This window comes from Mycolicibacterium vinylchloridicum, from assembly GCF_013404075.1.
GTDB lineage: Bacteria > Actinomycetota > Actinomycetes > Mycobacteriales > Mycobacteriaceae > Mycobacterium > Mycobacterium vinylchloridicum.
The window spans coordinates 252185-270296 of record NZ_JACBJQ010000003.1 but is presented as its reverse complement, the minus strand read 5'-3'; the positions used below and the strand labels follow the sequence as shown (position 1 = coordinate 270296).

The window sequence follows — 18112 nt, the reverse complement described above, 5'->3', positions numbered from 1 at the left end:
GCCGCGGCGGGTCAGGACTGCGGGTAGGGTGCCCAGCGCTTGTCGAAGCCGGCCTTGCGCAGGGCGAGCTGTTCGTCCCGCTGCGCCTGGGTGATCACGGCCGTCCCGTTCGTGTCATGGGTGAGCGCGTCGAGCTTGACCACCTCGGCTTGGACGCCGGGCTGAGCCGGGTCGTCGTCGTCCAGGTTCTGGAACCGCATCGAGATGATGCCCTGGTTGAGTCCTCCGGTCGAAATCCAGTTCGCCACAAGGGGATCAGTCTGCGAGATCACCACGGTGTATGTTCCGTCGTCGTTCTTGACAGCTTGGTCGGAGTTGAGACTGGTCTGCTCGTTCCAGTAGTCGTCGGTGATCGTCCAGTCGTTGTAGACCGGAATGCTGACGAACTTTGCGTTCCCGGGGTCGATCGTCAGCACGAGGGCCTCGTCGTCGGCGAGTTGGAAGTAGCCGTTGCTCTGCAGCTGATTGGCCAGGAACTCGGCGTTGCTGGCCGGTTGCGTCATGGTGTTGGGTTGGCGCGGCATCCCGGTGTCGGGGTCGGTGGTGGCCAGCGCCATGTACTTGGCTTCCTGATTGGCGCCACGGATCACCATCAGCAACGCGGTCAGTGTCCCGCGCACGATCGGCGCGTCGGCGATCGGCAACGGTGGGACCAGGGACACCAATTTGGCCAGCAGCGGGTTGTCGTTGACCACCGAGCCGAAGAACAAGAACCCGCCGAGCTGGGCGAAGAGGCTGTTCGGCGGACCGCTCACCTTGTGCACCGCCAGATCCATCGGCTCTTCGGTGTTCCAGTCCCCCAACGTGTTCCGCACCGCAACCAGGGTGGAGCTCGAGGTCAACTGCAGATGGTTCTTCTCCCCTGGCGCGGCCGGATCGCCGCTGACGGTAATCACGAACGAACCGTCCTCGCTGACGTCGATGTCCTTGAGGCTCAAGATCTTCGATGTCTTACCCGAACTACCTTCCAACACGCTGAAGGTGGTGTCGGCGGGAATCTCGTTGTAGAACCGCCCGGTGATGACGTACTCCGACGTCTTGTTGACCGGGATGAAGCGGTAGATGGTGTCGGGGTTGTCGTAGAGCAGACGCGAACCGCCGACGTCCACGCCGTACCAGCTGTGCGGAGGCGCAACCTGTGTGACGACCGCGGGGTTCATCGGGTTGAGGATCTGCTCGGAGAACGCCGAGGCGAGCGCGTACTCGTCGACCGCGTTGTCCAACGCGGCGAGATTCGCCGCGTCGGGTCCGCCGACGAGGGCGAACTGCTTCTCGGCGGCAGCCAGGAATCCTTGGCGCAGAATCAATTTCATCAGCTTGACCGGAATGGTGTTCACGGCCTCCATAGCCAGCTGTTCGCGCGAGATCTGTTGTTGAGTGCCAAGCGGACTGACCTCGTTGGTCAGGGTGACCACACTGGTGGCAGCGGCGCTCTGCTGCAGTGATGCCGCCCTGCGGCGGGTGTAGGCGACCGCGGCCACGTCGGCGGGCGATGCGGCGGGAGTGCCGGTGGGCCCGGTGCGGCCCGTGGAGGCGACGGTGCGACGCACCGCGGTCACCGTGGACGCGGCTGAGGCGGTGGTGACGCGAGCCGATCTGCCCTGAGCGTGCCGATCGGGGGCGCTACTGGACTTCTTGGCGGTCGTCGAGTGGGACGAGGAGCCCGGCGAATGCGCGGAGCCGCCGGTGTCGGCATGCGCGGTCGGCATGGCGATCGCCGCGCCGACGCCCAGGAAGACCGCGAGTGCACCCACGCGGCCGACGTACTTCGCGTAGCTCACGATCGGCGGCGCACTGTCGTCGACACTTCGGATGGGCCGGGCCGATGGACGCATCACGCCTCCGCACTGTGGGTGTCACTTGGTGAGTCTGGTGTAGCACAGATCACATTTACTATGCAACAGCCCATTGCCTTTGCCTCATTGATGAGACATGTGTCGGATGGTGTCTTACCTCCGAGTGCGCGGGGTGAGCTACTACTGCACCTCGATCTGGCGCAGCTCCCGTTTGAGGATCTTGCCGGTCGGGTTGCGCGGCAGTTCGGAGAGGAACACCACCTCACGCGGAACCTTGTAGCGCGCAAGGTGTTCGCGCACATAATTCTTCACCGCGTCCTCGGTGAGTTCGGCTTCCTCCCGCAGCACGACGAAAGCCCGCAGACGGGCGCCCCAGTCGGGGTCGTCGACACCGAGCGCGGTCGCCTCGACGACATCGGGGTGACCACTGATGAGATCCTCGACCTCGGCGGGGAAGACGTTCTCACCGCCGGACACGATCATCTCGTCGTCGCGTCCGCTGACGAACAGCAGGCCGTTGTGGTCGAAGTAGCCGACGTCACCCGACGACATCAACCCGTCGATGATCTGCTTGTGCCCGCCACCGGTATAGCCCTCGAACGGAAAGCTGTTACCGACGAAGATCCGGCCGACCTCGCCCTGGGGCACTTCGTTGCCGTTGTCGTCGAGAATCTTGATCGTCACGCCCTTGACGACCGGGCCGACGGTGGCCGGGTTCATCTGCAGGTCCTTCGGCCCGGCGATCGTCGCAAGCGCGACTTCCGTTGAACCATAAAGGTTGTAGACCACCGGTCCGAGATCCTTCAGTGCCCGCGTCGCCAGCTCCGCACCGAGCTGAGAGCCCGAGACGAACACGATCCGCAACGACGACAGGTCGGGCTTGGTGTCCATGGTCTCCAGCGCGTCGAGCATGCGCGAGAGCATGACGGGCACCACCACGATCGCGGTCACCTTGTGTTTCTCGATGTCCTCGAGCACGGTGGCGGGCTTGAACTTTCGGTGCAGCACCAGCGTCGAGCCCAACGTCAGCGCGATCGTGGCGTGCAGATAGCCCAAAGCGTGGAACATGGGTGACGGCAACGAGGTCACCTCACCGGCGCGGAACGGAACAGCGGAAAGTACGCCACCGATCGGCGCCAGAGTCGGCGGGGTGTTGCGCGTCGCGCCCTTCGGGGTGCCGGTGGTGCCGCTGGTGAGGATGACGATCGACGACCGCTTGGTGACCTTGGGCGCGGGATCACTGCTGGTGCGGGCAATCAGATCGGCCAGAGTCTCGTCGGTGCTCCCCGACGAATCGGCCGCGTCCGGATTGGTCCCCAGCGCGCGCAGCTTGCCCAGCGGCGGCTCGGCCAGCTTGACGGCCTCGGTGTACTCGTCGTCGTAGATGATCAGCTTGGCGCCCTCACGTTCGGAGACGTCCCTGATCTGCGGTCCGGAGAACTCGGTGTTCAGCATGATGGTGCGGGCACCGACCCGCGCGGCGCCGTAGTTGGCAATCACGAACCAGCGGTGGTTGCGGGCCAGGATGGCCACGCCGTCGCCGCCCTTGACTCCCTTGGCAAGCAATGCGTTGGCCACCGCGTGGGCAGCCTCGTCGAGTTCCTTGAACGTCATCGACCCCTCGTCGTCGATGATCGCCAACTTGTTGGGCGTACGCCGGGCGTTGAGCGCGGGAACCATGCCGATCTCGCCCCACCGGCGAATGTCGGCGACCATCGACACGAGGTTCTGCGGCGGCTCGAGCCGGAAGGCACCCGACTCGATCATCTTGACCAAATAGTGCAGCTCAGAGGAGCCACGCTCGGCCAACTGCTGTGCCTTGGCCAACACCTGAGCCGGCAGATCCATGAGACTGGGCATGCCTCCAACAATATGTGACCTAGGTCGCACCCAGGACAGAACGGCCAGCCTAATTACGATGGCCTCATGGCGGACGTCATGGACATCGGAGGCCGCCAGGTCCCGGTCAGCCATCCCGACAAAGTGGTCTTCCCGGCAGCCGGCGGCCGCAATCCGGTGACCAAGAGGGACCTCATCACCTACTACCTGGCCGTCGCCGACGGCGCGCTGCACGGTGTCGCCGACCGGCCGATGATCCTCAAGCGTTTCGTCAAGGGCATCACCGAGGAGGCCGTCTTCCAGAAGCGCGCACCCGAGAAGCGCCCGGACTGGATCGAGGTCGCCGAGCTGCGCTACGCACGGGGTACGTCGGCCAAGGAGGCGGTGTTGCACGACGCGGCCGGCCTGGTGTGGGCGATCAACCTCGGATGCGTCGATCTGAATCCGCACCCGGTCCGCTCGGGTGACCTCGACCATCCCGACGAGCTGCGAATCGACCTCGACCCGATGCCCGGCGTGCAGTGGCCCCAGATTCTCGATGTGGCGCAGGTGGCACGCGAGGTTCTCGAGGATCACGGGCTGACGGCCTGGCCGAAGACGTCGGGATCGCGGGGCTTTCACATCTACGCCCGGATCGCGCCGAACTGGCCCTTCAAGCAGGTGCGGCTGGCCGCCGAAACCGTGGCCCGCGAAGTGCAGCGCCGCGCACCGGCGCTGGCGACCAGCCAGTGGTGGAAAGAGGAACGCCAGGGCGTCTTCGTCGACTTCAACCAGAACGCCAAGGACCGCACGGTGGCGTCGGCCTATTCGGTGCGGGCCACCCCGGACGCCCGGGTCTCGACCCCGCTGACATGGGACGAGGTGCCGGGGTGCCGGGCCGGGGAGTTCACCATCTTGACGGTTCCGGCCCGCTTCGCTGAACGCGGCGATCCCTGGGAATCGATGGACGACTCGGTCGGTTCGCTGGACCCACTGCTGGCGCTGGCCGAAGAACTCGGGCCTGCAGAGAAGCCGCCGAAGGGCAACAAGCCGCTGATCGAGATCGCGCGCACCAAGACCCGCGACGAGGCGGTGGCCGCGTTGGATGTCTGGCGTGCCCGCTATCCCGACGTCGCGCAGGCGCTGCAACCGACCGACATCCTGGTCGACGGCATGCGCGGGCCGAGTTCGATCTGGTATCGCATCCGGATCAACCTCGAACACGTACCCGAGGCCGCGCGCCCACCCCAGGAGGAACTGATCGCGGATTACAGCCCGTGGGAAGGGTATTCGGGCCGTCAGGCTCCTTCGGCCCAGTAGGCCTGTGCCTTGATCGACGTCCGGGGGATGCGGTAGTCCTCACGCAGGATCTTTGCGACAGCGCGGGTCGTGCGGTTGTCGCAGGCGACCCAGCCGAAGTGGTCCTCGGCGTCGTAGGCACCTTCACTGACAGCTTCGACCAGCGCGGTGCCGGACACCCTTCGGTCGATCCAGAAGATCTCGGCATTCTCACCGACCGGTAGATCCACGTCGTCATCGTGGGCGGCAGCCAGGAACACCGTGGCCGGGGTCTCGCCGATCGAATCCAGCAACGAGTTGATCGCGGGCAATGACGCTGTGTCGCCGACGATCACGTAGCCCGCCGGCGGCGGCGTGGGCAGCGCGAAGCTGCTCCCGAGCACGGTGGCCCCGATCGTGTCGCCGGGCTGAGCCGCACAAGCCCATCGCGATGCGATGCCGTCGTGCAGTGCGAATTCGATGTCGACGGTGTCGCCCGCCGGATCGGGATTCACCAGTGTGTAGCCTCGCTGGTGCAGTTTCCCATTGTCGGGGAACCACATTCGGATCCACATCGTCGGATGAACCACTCGACCGGCCAGCATTCCGCCCGCATTGAAGTTCAGCCGCAGGTAGTGCTCACTGATCTGCTCGCGACCGGTCACGGTCAGTTCGTATTCACCGGCGCCGAACAGTTTGAGTACGGCACCCTGCCAGCCGCGGGTCGGCTTGTTGTCCACCATGTGGCTCCCTTTCGTCAATTGACCACGCGTGCACCTGATAACGGGTGCAGCGCAGCCAGTGCACTGGCCTGTCGCCCGGTGATCGCTACCAGCCCCGGCAGCGCCGCCGCCGGCCGGTCTTCGGTGCGGATCGCCGCGCCCGCCCTGACGCGGTCCGGCGACGACGTTCCCGCGATCTCCACCACTGTCCAGGATTCGGTGGCGCCGTCGCTCACCGCCGCCAGAGCTTCAGGGGTCGTGGCCGCGTAGGCGGTCAGGTGACCGCGTTGGTCGGTGACCGACCGCCACCGTTCGCACGCGTCCGCTGCCACCAGTTCCGGCAGCTGATTCGGGTCGGCAAGTGTAGCGGTCCAACCCATTTCACGGAGGTGGCCGATGAGCCTGCGGGCCGCGTTCTCGGCGGCATCCCGCAGTGGTATCTGCGCCGACCTGCCCTGAAGAGCACTCAGATTCCGCGCGGCGCTGACGGTCAGCCCGATCCACGTCGTCGCGCCGGCCCGAGCGGTATGGGTGGTGACGCGCACCGCATCGCACCGCAAACCATAACGATCGAGGTAACCCGCGAGCAGACCGTGCGGTAGTTCACGGTCGCGGTTGTCGACACGCACCAGCACCGTCGTGACCGCGTCGGCACCTGACACCCGTAGATCGGTCGGTGTGACGTGAATCGGTTTGCGGTGCAACAGTACCCGCAGACGCAGTCCGACGATCGTGGTCAGGTAGCGGCCGCGCCACCAGAGCAGGGCGAACATCGCCACTGCGACGGCGCCACCGAGGGCCCACCGGTCATTGGTCGACTGCCACGGGTAGGTGAGCACCCCCGAAACAACGGCCAGCAGTACGACGGTGAGGCGCCCAACGCCAGGGGCGGGTATGCCGGTCAATCCAGTTCCTCCTTGCGTCTGCGCGCGGTGACAACGACGACCGCGACGACGGCCGCGAGCACCGCCGTCCCGATGAAAGCCACCGTTCGCGACGTGTGATCTACCACCGGTGGCGGCGCAGGGGCCGCAAGTTGTTTGGTGGTTTGTGTCGCTGCGGTGTCGCTGCCCGGGTTGATCGTCCAGGTGAGGGCTCCGACCGGATCGAGAGTTCCGGCGCCGATCAGGTTGGAGGGGGCCTGTGCGCCGTTGTGAGCGGTCGACGTCAGTCGCCGCACCACTTCATCGGCGTGCATATCCGGGTTGCGGCTTCGGACCAGCGCCGCCGTGCCTGCGACATACGCGGCGGCGAAACTGGTTCCGTCCAGTGGTGCCATCCCGCCGCGGCCGTCGGGCATGCCATTGGCCAACCCGCCCGTCGAGTCGTTGCTGACCGACACGATGTTCTCGCCGGGCGCGGCGATGCCCACCCAGGGTCCGGCCATGGTGAAGTCGGCCGGCTGCCCCTGGGCTGTCAACGCCGCGACGGACAACACATATGGCTGCCACCAGGACGGTACTGACACCGAGGTCACGCCCGCCCAGTTGCGCGGATCGCCGGGCCGTGACGGATCGCCGACCGGATTCGATGCGCATTGCATTCCAGGTTCGCCGGTGGTGGTGGCACCGGAATTGCCTGCGGCCGTGACGATGACGACGTCCTTGTCGATCGCCGCGTAGCGCAGGGCCGCTCCGAGGGTCTGCTGATCGCCGAGTCGGTCGGGTGCCAGGCAGGCGGCCGTCGAGATGTTGATGACGGTGGCGCCGAGGTCGGCAGCGCGCACCACCGCTCGGGCCAACGTCTCGATCTCCACGCTGGCCTGCACCGAGGCGAGGTCCCGGCCGCCGGCGTTGGGTGAGAATCTCGGCGAGGTCTGCCGGATGGACAGCAGCCGCGCTCCTGGAGCCACGCCACTGAATCCGTCGGGGCCGGGTTGCCCGCCGATGATTCCGGCCACCAGCGTGCCGTGGCCGTCGCAGTCGGTCAGCCCGTCCCCGGCGGCAAGGTAGTCACCGCCACCGGTGACGTTCGGCAGCCGCGGTCCCGGTCGTACCCCGGTGTCGATGATCGCCACCGTCTGGCCGTCGCCGCGCGAATACGCAGCTGCGCCTGCAAGATCGAGCATTGTCTGGTTGGCGGTCACCACCCCGGGATCACTGCCCGGCCGGATCCCGGTGGTGACGCATTCGGAGCGTTGACTCATCCCACCGGTGGGCCCGGCCGCGCCGGGCGGTGGCGGTGTCGCGGGATCCGCGACGGGCGGGTCGACGGCACCGGCCGCCGGAGCGGTGACCAGCAGCACCACCGCGGCAACCGCGGCGGCCCGCATCATCGATCGAGGACCCATGTGAAGATGCCGGCCAGATAGAACACCACCGGGATCAATGAGGCGTCGAGACCGGCGGCCAGGAAGCCCACCAGGCGGCGCACCGGCAGCGAATACCGCTGCGCCGAAGCCGTATCCGGGTTGACTGCCACGACCACCCACACGGCGGTCAACGCGCCGAGCACCACCGCAGTCCAGAGCGCAGGGATGAAGCGCTGATCCACGACGTAGGCGACCAGCAGCCCACCGGCGACCAGGAACGGCTGGGCAAGCAGCCAGCCCTTGCAGGCCGCGGTGTCCCACACCCTGGCCCGCAACACTGCCGCGGCCGCGGCGGCCACCACCAGGTACCAGCCCCAGGCGCCCGGCGCTTCGGTACGCCCGGCCACCAGAAGTGAGCCTGCCGACGACAAGAGCACTGCGCCCGCGATCAGACCGGTCTGATGGGCTTCGCCGACGCGCACCCGGCGCGGCAGATCGGCAAGCAGCCGGGCCGCCGGGCTCGACGGCGTCGGATCACCGGGCGCCGGGATCACCGGCAACGGGAAACGCGCCCACATCGCCGCAAGCCCGGGTGCCGACACGGTGATCAGCAGGGCCAGCACGATCAATGCGCACCCGACCATCAGCGCGGGCAGTTGCCACAGGGACGTCGCGGCGGCCACCAGCAGGGCACCTGTCCCGACAACCGCTGTGGCGGTGAACAATCCGACACTGCGTTCGGTCTGGGTCAGGACGATCAATGACCATGCGGCCACACCCGCGGCCGCCAGCATCACCTGCGGAGCCCCCCACAGTCCCGGAACGGCCAGCCAGAAGGCCGCCGCGATCGGGAGCAGCGCCGCCGCCGACACCTGCGTCGCCACCCGAGCCGAGCGCGCCCGCAACAGCAGACCGGCGACCGCGGCGAGCACCGCCAGAGCGCTCACCGCATAGAGACCGATCACCGATGCGGTCGCCGCACGATGGGCGACAGCGATAACGGTCAACGCAACGACGAACACCGCCGCGGCCAGGCGCGCGCCCAACTGCAGGCGGTGCGGTCCCCAGGGTCTCTTGCGTGCCGCCGAGAAGATCACGGCCGCGTCGGCGATGTCCTCGACCACCCCTGGCGTCGTCGGCCCTTCCGGAATCGGCTGCAGGGCAAGCAGGTCGCCGTCGACCACGCCGACCGTGTCCAGGCTCGCATCCACGCTGAACGGCGCGCCACCGATCGGTGCCAGCGTCATCGGCGTGGGGACCGCTGTCTCTCCATCTGAGTCCGGCTGCGGTACAAGCCGTTTCACCGCGGGCAGTATCTCGCGCAGCGGCAGCTCGGCGGGCAAGGCCACGTCGGTGATCCGGCCGTACGCCAGCACGGCGACGCGCACGATCGGCAGCACCGGGGTTTCGGTCATTGTTGTTCTCTCTCTTGATCAGATGGTGGTGCTGGAGAAGTCGCGCGCCAGCGCGGCGGCGGGAAACCAGCGGCCGTCGGGCAGTGTCGCGGTGAGCCGATCGAGCGCCAGGGCGATCGCAAATGGGGTGCCGGGCGCGAAGGTCGAAAGCCACTCGCCGTCGGCGGCGAGTTCCGGGTTCACCAGCACGCGGCCCGCCTCGGCATCGATGATGCCCACACCGACCTCGCTGAGGGTGTGCACGCCGTCGCGGGCCGAGCCCGCACGCACCTCGACATAGCTGCGCGCCCCGGTGAACACCGATCGCACCACCGGGACCGCCGAGGCCGGCAAGCCCAAGTGGTCCAGGACGGCGCCGAGATCGGCTCCGGCACGCAAGCGTTCGTCGGCGCGAACCCCGACCCGGGTCGGCAGCACGAACTCGGTGAACCGCGCCGGCGCGCGACCGGCCAGGCCCGCCGTGACCACCGGGGCCAGCAGCGCGGGATCGGTGATGTCGACTTCGGTGAAGGTGACCAGCTCTCCGCTGCGCAGCGCCACGACGGTGCGGTCGCCACGCCGGGCCACCAGTCCGCGCAACAGATCAGCACCGCTGCCCCGCACGTAGCGGAGTTCCAGCCACCGCTCCGGCGCGCACACGGTGCGAACCCACCGCACCACCGTCGGATCCACTGACCCGTCGTCCGACATCACCCCCGTGCGGGTCAGTTCCGCGCGCAACCGGGCGAGTGTCAGCCCGGCTTCGCGCGCTGAGGTCAGGGGTGGCGTGATCGCCAGCACCCACGGAAGAGAGCCGGCGCCAACGCTGTCGGCAATGAGCCAGGCAGAATCGGCGGTCAGCTCGACCGCGTTATGTGCGGCCAAGTCTCAGCCCCACTTGGCACCTTCGGCTTGGTCGCGCGCCTGCATCGACAGCGTGTTGCTCTCGTGGGTCATCGACATCGCCCGATAGGCGCGCACCAGTTCCTCCATGGCCAGGTTCCATTGCGCCTGCCAAGCCTGGTACGTCATACCCGTCTCACCCTGCCAGGCGCCCTGCAGGGCGGACTGTTCGGTGGCGATGTCGGCGCCGACCGCCTGCAACGTCCCGGCATACCCGGCCATATCGCCGGCGTGCGCCATCATGGCCGGGTAGTTGTACATGATCTGGGACATCAGAAACCTCCGTATGTCGTTGCGGCAGCGGCATCTGCGGCGACATAGGTGCCGCCGGCCTCGCCAAGGTTGATCTGGGCGATGTCCAGAAGCGAGTTGACCTTCGCGGCAACCTCGACGAACCGCGCGTGCGCGGCCTGGAAGGCGGCCGACGACTCACCCATGTGGAAAGCCTGGGCGGACATCGCGGCCTGCTCGGCTTGAGCGATCGTGCTGCGCATCAGCGCGGTTTTGGCGCCGAACGCGGCCTCGGCGGCCACGAGCTGCGGTATGTGGGCGTCTAACATGCTCACTGCATTTCTCCAATCATTCTCGGTGGTAATTTGTTTCGTCGTCGGGATTGCTGTCCCAGGTGGTCGGCAACATCGGCATGGTGGGCCCCTCGCCTGTGGCGGTGGCGAGTTCGGTGAGCCCCGCGGCGGTCACACCGCGAGTCCGGGTCTTGGTGCCCGCGAAACCGATCGGTCCCGCGCCTCGATCCGAGGACGAGGTGCTCGGCTGCGGCGCCGGTTCCGGGGGCGGCCCGACATCACTGTCGAGGTCCATGTACTCGTCGCGGTGGCCACGGTCTTTGACCCGCTGGGCGCGCCGGCGTCTGGCTCGCTCTTTGGCCTGCACCGAGGACAGTGCGGCGGCCGCGGGGGCGGCTTCCGGTACGAGGGCCTTGCTGCCGCTGCCCTCGGTCAATGCCGGACCCGGATCTCCATCGGGGTCGGCGCCGCCGACGGCGTAGAAGATGCCCTGTGCCGCGGGTACCGGTGCGGCCGGCGCCGCGGGGGCGGCCGGCGCTGCGGAGGCCGCCGGCGCGGGGGCTGCGGGCGCTGGAGCAGCCGGCGCGGTCGAGGATACCGGCCACATGTTCGGTTGCTGCGGCTGTGCCGGCAACGCAACGGGTTCGGGGGCGAGGTCGGGCGCCGGCATGTTGGGCTGCAGAGCCAGCAGGCCCAGCAGCGGAAGCGCCGCCGCCGCGAGCGCAGGGAGCAGGAACGGCGAGCTCAACGCCAGCCCCCAGGTGGTCCATCCGACCGGCTGAAGGATCGCCTGATACACCAATGCCGACAGCAGCGGACCCCATGTCGCCCAGGCCTGAGCCGGGTTGGTCAGGAAGTCGACGATCATCTGCTGGATGCTCTGCACCGGGTGCGTAAGGAAGTCCCAGATCAGGTCGCCATCCGGAAGTGCCTTGACGTACGCCTCGAGCAGCTGGATGAGCCAGTTCGAATTGGTCAGCGAGGAACCGGATTCGCTGGCCTGAGGCGCCACGGCCGTCGCGGCCAGCGCCGAGGACGCCTCGGCACCCGGCAGCACGATCGTGGGGGCCGGCGAGGTCTGGGGCGCAGCGGCCAGCGCGGTGCCGGCCACGGCCTGATAAACACTCATCGTCGTGGCGGCCTGAATCCACATCCGAACGTAATCCGCTTCATTGACGGCAATCGGGATGGTGTTGATACCGAAAAAGTTGGTGGCCAACAACACCCCATGCACGGTGTGATTGGCGGCCAGCTCGACCAGCGTCGGCATGGTGGCCAGCGCGGTGCTGTACGCCGCGGCGGCAGTGTGGTGCTGTATGGCCGCCCCGGCACTGTTGGCGCTGGCCTGTTCGAGCCACGCCAGATACGGCGCGTGGGCCGCGACGTACTGCTCGGCGCTGGGCCCCTGCCACGACCCGGCCTGGACGGCAGCCAGAATCTGAGTGAGTTCCACTGCCGCAGCGGAGTATTCGGCGCTCAGTATCTGCCATGCCGAGGCAGCGGCCAGCAGCTCACCGGCGCCCGGCCCGGCACTCAGCAGCGCCGAGTGCACCTCCGGTGGTGAAGCGAGCCAGATTGGCGCGGTCATCAGCCTCCCCGTGCGATCAGGTAGGAGGCGGCCACGGCCGCATCGGTGGTGGCGTAGCCGGTACCCGACTCACCGATCGCGGCACCCGATCGGCCCAGTTCGGTGACGCCTTGGGCAGCGGTCGCCGCATGCTCCAGTCCTTGGGCACTGAAGCCGGCCGCGGCCTGCAGCGAGACGGGGTCGGCCGCCGGGGGCACCACGGCGGTGATCAACGGCGTCGCCGCCGCGTGCGCGGCGGCCAGCCGAGCGGTCAAGCCCTCTACCGCAGCGCTGGCCGAGATCAGGCCCTCAGGGATGACACGTAGGGTCATGATGGGTTGTCCTCTCCGAATCGGGTCCGAGATGTGCTGTGCGCGTGAGTGAATGGATTGACAAGTTGAATGTGGTCGAGGCCGTCGCTGTCGCCGAGCAGCATTGCGCGACCGACCGGCATCCTGGTGAACCGGTGCCCACGGATCTTGGCACCGTCGGCAGGGTTGCCCGACAGCATCACCACACCCGCCTGCAGGTCATTCATCCGACGAAGCAACGGGTTGGTCATCAGCGTGTGCGCTGATCCCCCGGCCCGGCCGGTGACGATCACGCGCAATCCGAGATCGCCTGCCGCCGAAAGCAATCCCAGTAGCGGCGTCCACGGCCGGTGGCCGGCGTACGGACCGCTCATGGCGGGGCCGTCGGGGATCTGATCGACATCGTCGACGATCAGGTAGTGGGTGTGCGCTGACCCGCCCTGGGTTCGGTAGTTCCATGAGGCCAGTTCGGCGGTGGGCAAGCCGGCCGGTGGCCGGCGCTGTTCGATGAGTGCTGCGAGTCCCATCACCGCCGGGGTGACCCGGTCGATATTCGCGCTGTACTCGTTGTCGACGAACAGCGGCTCGTCGACAAGGTGCAGGCGCCGGTCGAACACCGTGAACGCGACCTCCGATGCGGTCGAGTTCTCCCTGATGGTGCGGATCACATGGCGCAGCAGGGTGGTTTTGCCCGTCTTGCTGTCGCCGAACACCATCAACAGCGGATGCTCGGCGAAATCGTGCACCACCGCCGCCAGATCCAGCTCGCGCTGGCCCAGTACCACCCGCTCGCCGCCGCGGTACAGCGGCGCCACCTCGGCCGGATCGAGGTCGGCGGACAGCAACCGCACCGGCGGCGCCTGCAGCCCGGGATAGGCGGCGTTGATCGCCGGGATCCGCCCCAGATCGGGCTCGGCGAACAGGAAATGCTCACCGGCCATGGTCAGGCCGCGACCCGGCTGGTCGTGCGGCACCGATTCGGCGGGACGGCGCAGGCCGTCGGTCACCCGGACGTTGCTGTCACGCGGGTCAGGCAGGCGAAGCTCCAGACGCAACCCGAGACCGTCGCGCATCGCCAGCGGCACCTCGAGCCAGTTCGGCGTGGTGACCACGACGTGGATGCCGTGTGCCAGGCCGGTATTGGCCAGTTCGGCAACGACGGCCAGCAACGGGTTACGGGTGTTGAACTGATCGGTGTTGTCGCGACCGAAGGCGTAGAGATTGTCGATCAGCAGGAACACTTCGCCGTACTCGTCGGAGTGACCGCCCTGCCCTGCCGCAGTGCGCTGCCGCGACCGCAGTAGCTGCTCCAGCTCGCCGAACGTGCGCCGGATCCGCTCGGGCTCCAGCGGCGAGGCGACACTGCCCACATGGGCCAGGTCTTCCAGGCCGCGCAGCCGACCGCCGCCGTAGTCCAAGCAGTAGAACGTGACGTCACGCGGCGAGTGCAGTGCCGCGGCCGACAACACGAATGTCAGGAGCGCCGTGGACTTTCCGGACTTCGCGCCGCCGTGGATCACCATGTTGCCTGCCGACGACCCCGCCTCGAAGATCAGCGGGTCGCGGCGCATCTCGAAGGGGCGGTCGATCTCGCCGAGCGGCCAGCGCCACTGTCGTGGCGACACCGCCGCGTCGGCCAGTACCTCATCGAGCGGGATGGCGTCATCGAGCGGTGGTAGCCACAGTGGCGGTGCCTTCGGTCCGTACTGTGCCAGCTGATCGCCGATGGTGGTGATCAACTTGCGGGGCAACCCCGCCGGGGCGAACCGCTCGTCGGACAGCACCACGATGTCTTCGTCGAGTGCCGCCGGGCCGGCCGTGAACGGCACGGGCTCGGGTGCCGCGGGTACCACATAGGACGTGACGGGGCGCGGCGGATCGTAGATTCCGTCGACATAGGTGCTCCGGAACTTGATCGGCATTGCTCCCGGTGCGGGCACCAGGAATCCAACTCCCTTGTGCTCCTTGCCCGATTCGATGTGGTAGGCGTCTTCGGAACCGATGATCTGCCGGGATGCCGCGGGGCTGGCCACCTTGAGCCCGATCCGGTAGGAGGTGTTCTTGTCGATATCGCGGATACGACCGATGTCGAGCGTCTGTGACGCGAACAGGATGTGAATCCGGAACGAACGCCCCTTACGGGCGACGTAGTCGAACAGCTCGGCGTACTCGGGGTGCTCGGCCAGCATGAGCGTGAACTCGTCGGCCACCACGAACAGTGTGGGCAGCGGCGGAAGTTCGATCCCGACCTCTTCGGCGGCGGGGCGCGCAGCCTCATACTCCGTCACCGAGCCGAAGGCGCTGCCCTGCACGCGCCGTCCGAAATCGCGCAGCATGCTCTCGCGGCGGGCCACCTCACCGCGCAACGTGTCGGCGAACCGGTCGGCCAGCGACTTCTTCTCGGCCATGTTCGATATCACCGCGACCACCTGGGGGAAGTGGCGGAAGATATCGGCCCCTGCCTCACCCTTGAAGTCCACGTAGATCACGATGAGCCGGTCAGCGGAGTGCGTTGTCAACAGCGACAACAGAATCGACATCAGCGTCTGGGACTTGCCCGAGCCGGTCATACCGATCATCAGGCCGTGCGGACCCATCCCGCCTTCGGCCTCGTCTTTCAGGTCGAAGTAGAGCGGCAAGCCGGTGGCGGTGACACCGATCGGCACCCGCAGCTCCTCGTCCCGCAGGCGAGGCGCCCACACGTCGGCCACATCGAGCGCGGACGCGTCGGGAATGCCCATCAGCGTGGTGAAGCTCGCGCCGCGGGTGGCCGGCGACCGCAGGCCGGCGTGCGTCGGGTTGGAGTCCCAGCGCGCCAATCCGCGCGCGAGATGGACGGCTTCGGCCTGCGACATCTGGTCCGCGCGGTCGATATAGGGTTGCCAGCCGCCGGTTTCCCACCGCTGGATCGAACCGTCGGCGACCCGCAGAACGGGGCGCTCGGGATCGGGATACTGACCCGCGCGAGGCGCGGATTCTGTTGCGGCGATGTAGATCACCGTGACTCCGGACCACCCGGTCGCGAGCACCGAGTCCTCCGGTGCGTGGGCGGGGTCGTCGACGACGATCAGCAGGTGTCGCAACGGATCGTCTGAGTCGCTACCGAACAGTGGGCGCTGCGCCAGCGCCGGGCCGATGGACGCGATCAGGTCGTCGACGTCGGCGGCCAGGTAACGGGCCGGTCCACAACCGTCGAGTTGACCCGGAATATCGCTGTGTGGAAGCCATTTCAGCCAGGACCACTCTGGCGACTCCAGCTCGGGGCTGGCCAGCGCGATGCCGAGTGAAGCGGCATCCTGCCAGGTGATCGCCTGTCCCAGCCAGGCGCGCAGCGCCGCACGGACCTCGGCGGCGTCACCGACCACGGTGATCCGCGACACCGTCTTGAGGTCGATACCTCGCGGAGCGTCTCGGACGACACGCTGGGTGTCCAAGAGGGCACGTAATGCGCTGTGCGACACCGGTTCCAGATCGACCTCGTCTGCCGCGTCCTTGACCCGCAAGGTGGTGTGCAGCGGTACCGTGTGCAGTCCCGCTCGCACTACCAGGAAGTCGCTGTCGTGTGGGTCGCGCTCCCATTGCCGCCGCGAGCCGGGAACTGCGGCCAACGCCGCCGGATCGGGGTGCGACCACAACAGCGCGGCTCGTTGCGCGGCAGCCTCGGTGCGCACGTTGTCCCGGATCACCGACAGGTAGCGCAGGTAGTCGGCGCGTTCGGCGTCGACCTCTTCGGTGCGCATCTTGTTGTCGGTGCCCCGGTAAAGCGCGGTGGCCGCCAGTAACAATACGAAAGGAAAGAACAACGTCTGGGGTGAGATCAGCCGCATTCCGGTGGCGACCATCGCCACGATCATGCCGACGATCAAGAAGACGATCAGGAACGGCAGCGCCCGTCGCAGCAGCGAGGGCGGCACCACCCGAGGCAATTCAGGTGGTGCCTCGATCACGATTGCGCCCTTGTGGGTCTTCGGGCCGGGCATGCGCCGGCCCGCCTCAAAGATCAGCCGGCTCATCGGGGCTCCTGCTTCAGCGCGAGGCCAACGGCGTCATAGGCGATCAGCGCGTCGGATTGGGACAATGCCGGACCGGGCGCGAACAAGGTCAGCGCCGACCACGGGATCGGTAGCGGCGGCTGAGTCAGACCGAGTGCGGCGACGGCCTTTTCCGCGGTCTGGTGATCTCCGCCGATCCCATACCGGGCCCCGGTGTCGGAGATCCAGAACAGTGATCCGGCGGGCGGAGATGCCGGCTGCTGGCCGACGGTCTGCACGAAGTAGCCACGGCCCGGCGGCAGCGCGACCCGGGTCGCGGTACCCGGATTGGCACCGCCGACGAGGTCGACGGATCGCAGGCCGTCCGGCAGCGGCAGCATCGAACCCGACAGCAAGGTCAGCGAACTTGTCGCGGCGCCATCGACTTTGGTCCACATGGCACACGTCACCGGCGCATCGGCCGCGGCGACGAGCTTGACCGGCGCAGCGGGAAACGCCGCCACGTCGAGCTGCGACGAGACCGGCAGCCGGGCGATGTCGTCAGCGCCGAGGTGGGGCGGCTGCGCCAGCCCATAGGAATTGGCATTGCGCAGCACAGCGGCCAGCACGGGGCTGATCGGCTGCAGCCCGTCAGCCAGCACCGCGTAATTCATCGGGGTGGCGTCATTGCTGTAGGCGATCACCACGGCACCGATCGGGGCCGCGACGGGCAACGGATATCCCGCGGGCAGTCCGGCATCGGGGATCTGGGGTACTCGCAGCGCAGGAGCCTCCGGGACCGCGTTGAACAGGCCCGGCACGATCGACCGCGGCGCAGCCGGCGAAGCAGGCAGGCCCAACGCGTCGGTGACCGCTCGGTCAGCGAGGTCGATCGCACTGCGCCGGCCGTCCCACAACAGCCAGGTTCCCTCGGCGCCGCCGACCAGGATCGCGCGGCCGGCCGCCAGCGCATCGGCATGGGCGCCACCGCGTGCCACCGGCCCGCCGACCACCGAGGTGCCTGCGGCGTCCGCCGGCCCACCGGTGCCGTCGCACACCGTCCATGCAGCATCACGAGATGCGTTCTGCACCATGCGTTCCGGAGCTCCCGGTATGCCGATCATGCTGCCCCTGGCGAAGGTGTCCAGCTGCTCACTGCTGACGGTGGTGGGATCTACCGGGCGCCCGACAGCCAGCCGCGCCGACGTGAGATTCAGCACCGGATGCAGCCGGTCGTCGAGGCGAACGTAGAGCGCGGACGTCGAACGGTCGGCCAGCACCGGGTCACTGCCGGGCACGCCACCGGGACGCAGCCACGAGAAGACCAGGCAGCCGATCACCGCGGTCACCGCCAGCAGAACGCCCATCATCACGGCGCGGGACTGGCTTCGCAGGGGGTCGACCAGCATCCGGGTGTCGTGCAGCGCCAGCCCGGATGCGATGCGGCGCATGACGAATCGCCAGCCGGTCACCTGGTGACGGGTGATGAACCCGCGCCGGTATGTGACTTGCTCGGGGTTGTCGTTGGCAGGCGTCCGTGACGAGAAGGATCGGCGGTGGTCGGTCATGCGCCGCTC

Annotated in this window: 14 protein-coding genes; 1 reads left to right on the top strand and 13 read right to left on the bottom strand. The window is 67.8% G+C overall.

Annotated features, from left to right (window positions below):
* Window positions 1–11: 11 nt before the first annotated feature.
* Both HPC46_RS04730 and fadD2 read right to left on the bottom strand, forming a co-directional pair.
* Window positions 12–1835: a DUF1214 domain-containing protein gene (locus HPC46_RS04730; protein ID WP_179467381.1), complete on the bottom strand. Its 1824-nt coding sequence runs from the start codon at window positions 1833–1835 to the stop codon at window positions 12–14.
* 141 nt (window positions 1836–1976) lie between these two features.
* Window positions 1977–3656: a long-chain-fatty-acid--CoA ligase FadD2 gene (fadD2, locus tag HPC46_RS04725; protein WP_179467293.1), complete on the bottom strand. Its 1680-nt coding sequence runs from the start codon at window positions 3654–3656 to the stop codon at window positions 1977–1979.
* 66 nt (window positions 3657–3722) lie between these two features.
* Between fadD2 and HPC46_RS04720 the strand changes: the two genes are divergently transcribed.
* Window positions 3723–4934, top strand: coding sequence for a DNA polymerase domain-containing protein (locus HPC46_RS04720; protein ID WP_179467291.1), 1212 nt, complete (start codon window positions 3723–3725; stop codon window positions 4932–4934).
* Here HPC46_RS04720 and HPC46_RS04715 read toward each other — a convergent pair.
* The 11 genes from HPC46_RS04715 to eccB are packed head-to-tail and all read right to left on the bottom strand — an operon-like array spanning window position 4913 to window position 18103.
* Window positions 4913–5635 (bottom strand): siderophore-interacting protein, encoded by a 723-nt coding sequence (locus tag HPC46_RS04715; protein WP_179467289.1) that lies wholly within the window; start codon window positions 5633–5635, stop codon window positions 4913–4915. The genes HPC46_RS04720 and HPC46_RS04715 overlap by 22 nt on opposite strands.
* A 14-nt stretch (window positions 5636–5649) precedes the next feature.
* On the bottom strand, window positions 5650–6519 hold the full coding sequence (eccE, locus tag HPC46_RS04710; RefSeq protein ID WP_179467287.1) for a type VII secretion protein EccE: 870 nt from the start codon (window positions 6517–6519) through the stop codon (window positions 5650–5652).
* On the bottom strand, window positions 6516–7889 hold the full coding sequence (gene mycP / locus HPC46_RS04705) for a type VII secretion-associated serine protease mycosin (RefSeq protein WP_179467379.1): 1374 nt from the start codon (window positions 7887–7889) through the stop codon (window positions 6516–6518). Before mycP ends, eccE begins: the two co-directional genes overlap by 4 nt.
* Window positions 7886–9280: a type VII secretion integral membrane protein EccD gene (gene eccD / locus HPC46_RS04700; RefSeq protein ID WP_179467285.1), complete on the bottom strand. Its 1395-nt coding sequence runs from the start codon at window positions 9278–9280 to the stop codon at window positions 7886–7888. Before eccD ends, mycP begins: the two co-directional genes overlap by 4 nt.
* Before the next feature lie 18 nt (window positions 9281–9298).
* A complete protein-coding gene (locus HPC46_RS04695; RefSeq protein WP_179467283.1) occupies window positions 9299–10144 on the bottom strand; it encodes an ESX secretion-associated protein EspG in 846 nt (281 codons plus the stop codon).
* Window positions 10145–10147: 3 nt separating this feature from the next.
* Window positions 10148–10435: a WXG100 family type VII secretion target gene (locus HPC46_RS04690; protein ID WP_005142986.1), complete on the bottom strand. Its 288-nt coding sequence runs from the start codon at window positions 10433–10435 to the stop codon at window positions 10148–10150.
* Window positions 10435–10728 (bottom strand): type VII secretion protein EsxS, encoded by a 294-nt coding sequence (locus HPC46_RS04685; RefSeq protein WP_179467281.1) that lies wholly within the window; start codon window positions 10726–10728, stop codon window positions 10435–10437. The genes HPC46_RS04690 and HPC46_RS04685 overlap by 1 nt, the downstream gene beginning before the upstream one ends.
* Window positions 10729–10741: 13 nt before the next feature.
* Window positions 10742–12274 carry a PPE family protein gene (locus tag HPC46_RS04680; protein ID WP_179467279.1) on the bottom strand — a complete coding sequence of 511 codons (1533 nt, stop codon included), beginning with the start codon at window positions 12272–12274 and terminating at the stop codon, window positions 10742–10744.
* Entirely contained in the window at window positions 12274–12585 is a 312-nt protein-coding gene (locus tag HPC46_RS04675) for a PE family protein (RefSeq protein ID WP_179467277.1), read from the bottom strand. The genes HPC46_RS04680 and HPC46_RS04675 overlap by 1 nt, the downstream gene beginning before the upstream one ends.
* Complete coding sequence (gene eccCa / locus HPC46_RS04670) at window positions 12582–16577, bottom strand: type VII secretion protein EccCa (protein WP_179467275.1); 3996 nt, start codon at window positions 16575–16577, stop codon at window positions 12582–12584. Before eccCa ends, HPC46_RS04675 begins: the two co-directional genes overlap by 4 nt.
* Window positions 16574–18103: a type VII secretion protein EccB gene (eccB, locus tag HPC46_RS04665; RefSeq protein ID WP_179467273.1), complete on the bottom strand. Its 1530-nt coding sequence runs from the start codon at window positions 18101–18103 to the stop codon at window positions 16574–16576. Before eccB ends, eccCa begins: the two co-directional genes overlap by 4 nt.
* Window positions 18104–18112: the final 9 nt, after the last annotated feature.

Excerpts from the sequence above, each read along its gene's own strand:
- eccCa (WP_179467275.1), bottom strand. The coding sequence starts at position 16,577 with ATGAGCCGGCTGATCTTTGAGGCGGGCCGGCGCATGCCCGGCCCGAAG.
- HPC46_RS04715 (WP_179467289.1), bottom strand. The coding sequence starts at position 5,635 with ATGGTGGACAACAAGCCGACCCGCGGCTGGCAGGGTGCCGTACTCAAA.
- HPC46_RS04680 (WP_179467279.1), bottom strand. The coding sequence starts at position 12,274 with ATGACCGCGCCAATCTGGCTCGCTTCACCACCGGAGGTGCACTCGGCG.
- fadD2 (WP_179467293.1), bottom strand. The coding sequence starts at position 3,656 with ATGCCCAGTCTCATGGATCTGCCGGCTCAGGTGTTGGCCAAGGCACAG.
- eccD (WP_179467285.1), bottom strand. The coding sequence starts at position 9,280 with ATGACCGAAACCCCGGTGCTGCCGATCGTGCGCGTCGCCGTGCTGGCG.
- HPC46_RS04675 (WP_179467277.1), bottom strand. The coding sequence starts at position 12,585 with ATGACCCTACGTGTCATCCCTGAGGGCCTGATCTCGGCCAGCGCTGCG.
- eccB (WP_179467273.1), bottom strand. The coding sequence starts at position 18,103 with ATGACCGACCACCGCCGATCCTTCTCGTCACGGACGCCTGCCAACGAC.
- mycP (WP_179467379.1), bottom strand. The coding sequence starts at position 7,889 with ATGATGCGGGCCGCCGCGGTTGCCGCGGTGGTGCTGCTGGTCACCGCT.
- HPC46_RS04720 (WP_179467291.1), top strand. The coding sequence starts at position 3,723 with ATGGCGGACGTCATGGACATCGGAGGCCGCCAGGTCCCGGTCAGCCAT.
- HPC46_RS04690 (WP_005142986.1), bottom strand. The coding sequence starts at position 10,435 with ATGTCCCAGATCATGTACAACTACCCGGCCATGATGGCGCACGCCGGC.
- HPC46_RS04730 (WP_179467381.1), bottom strand. The coding sequence starts at position 1,835 with ATGCGTCCATCGGCCCGGCCCATCCGAAGTGTCGACGACAGTGCGCCG.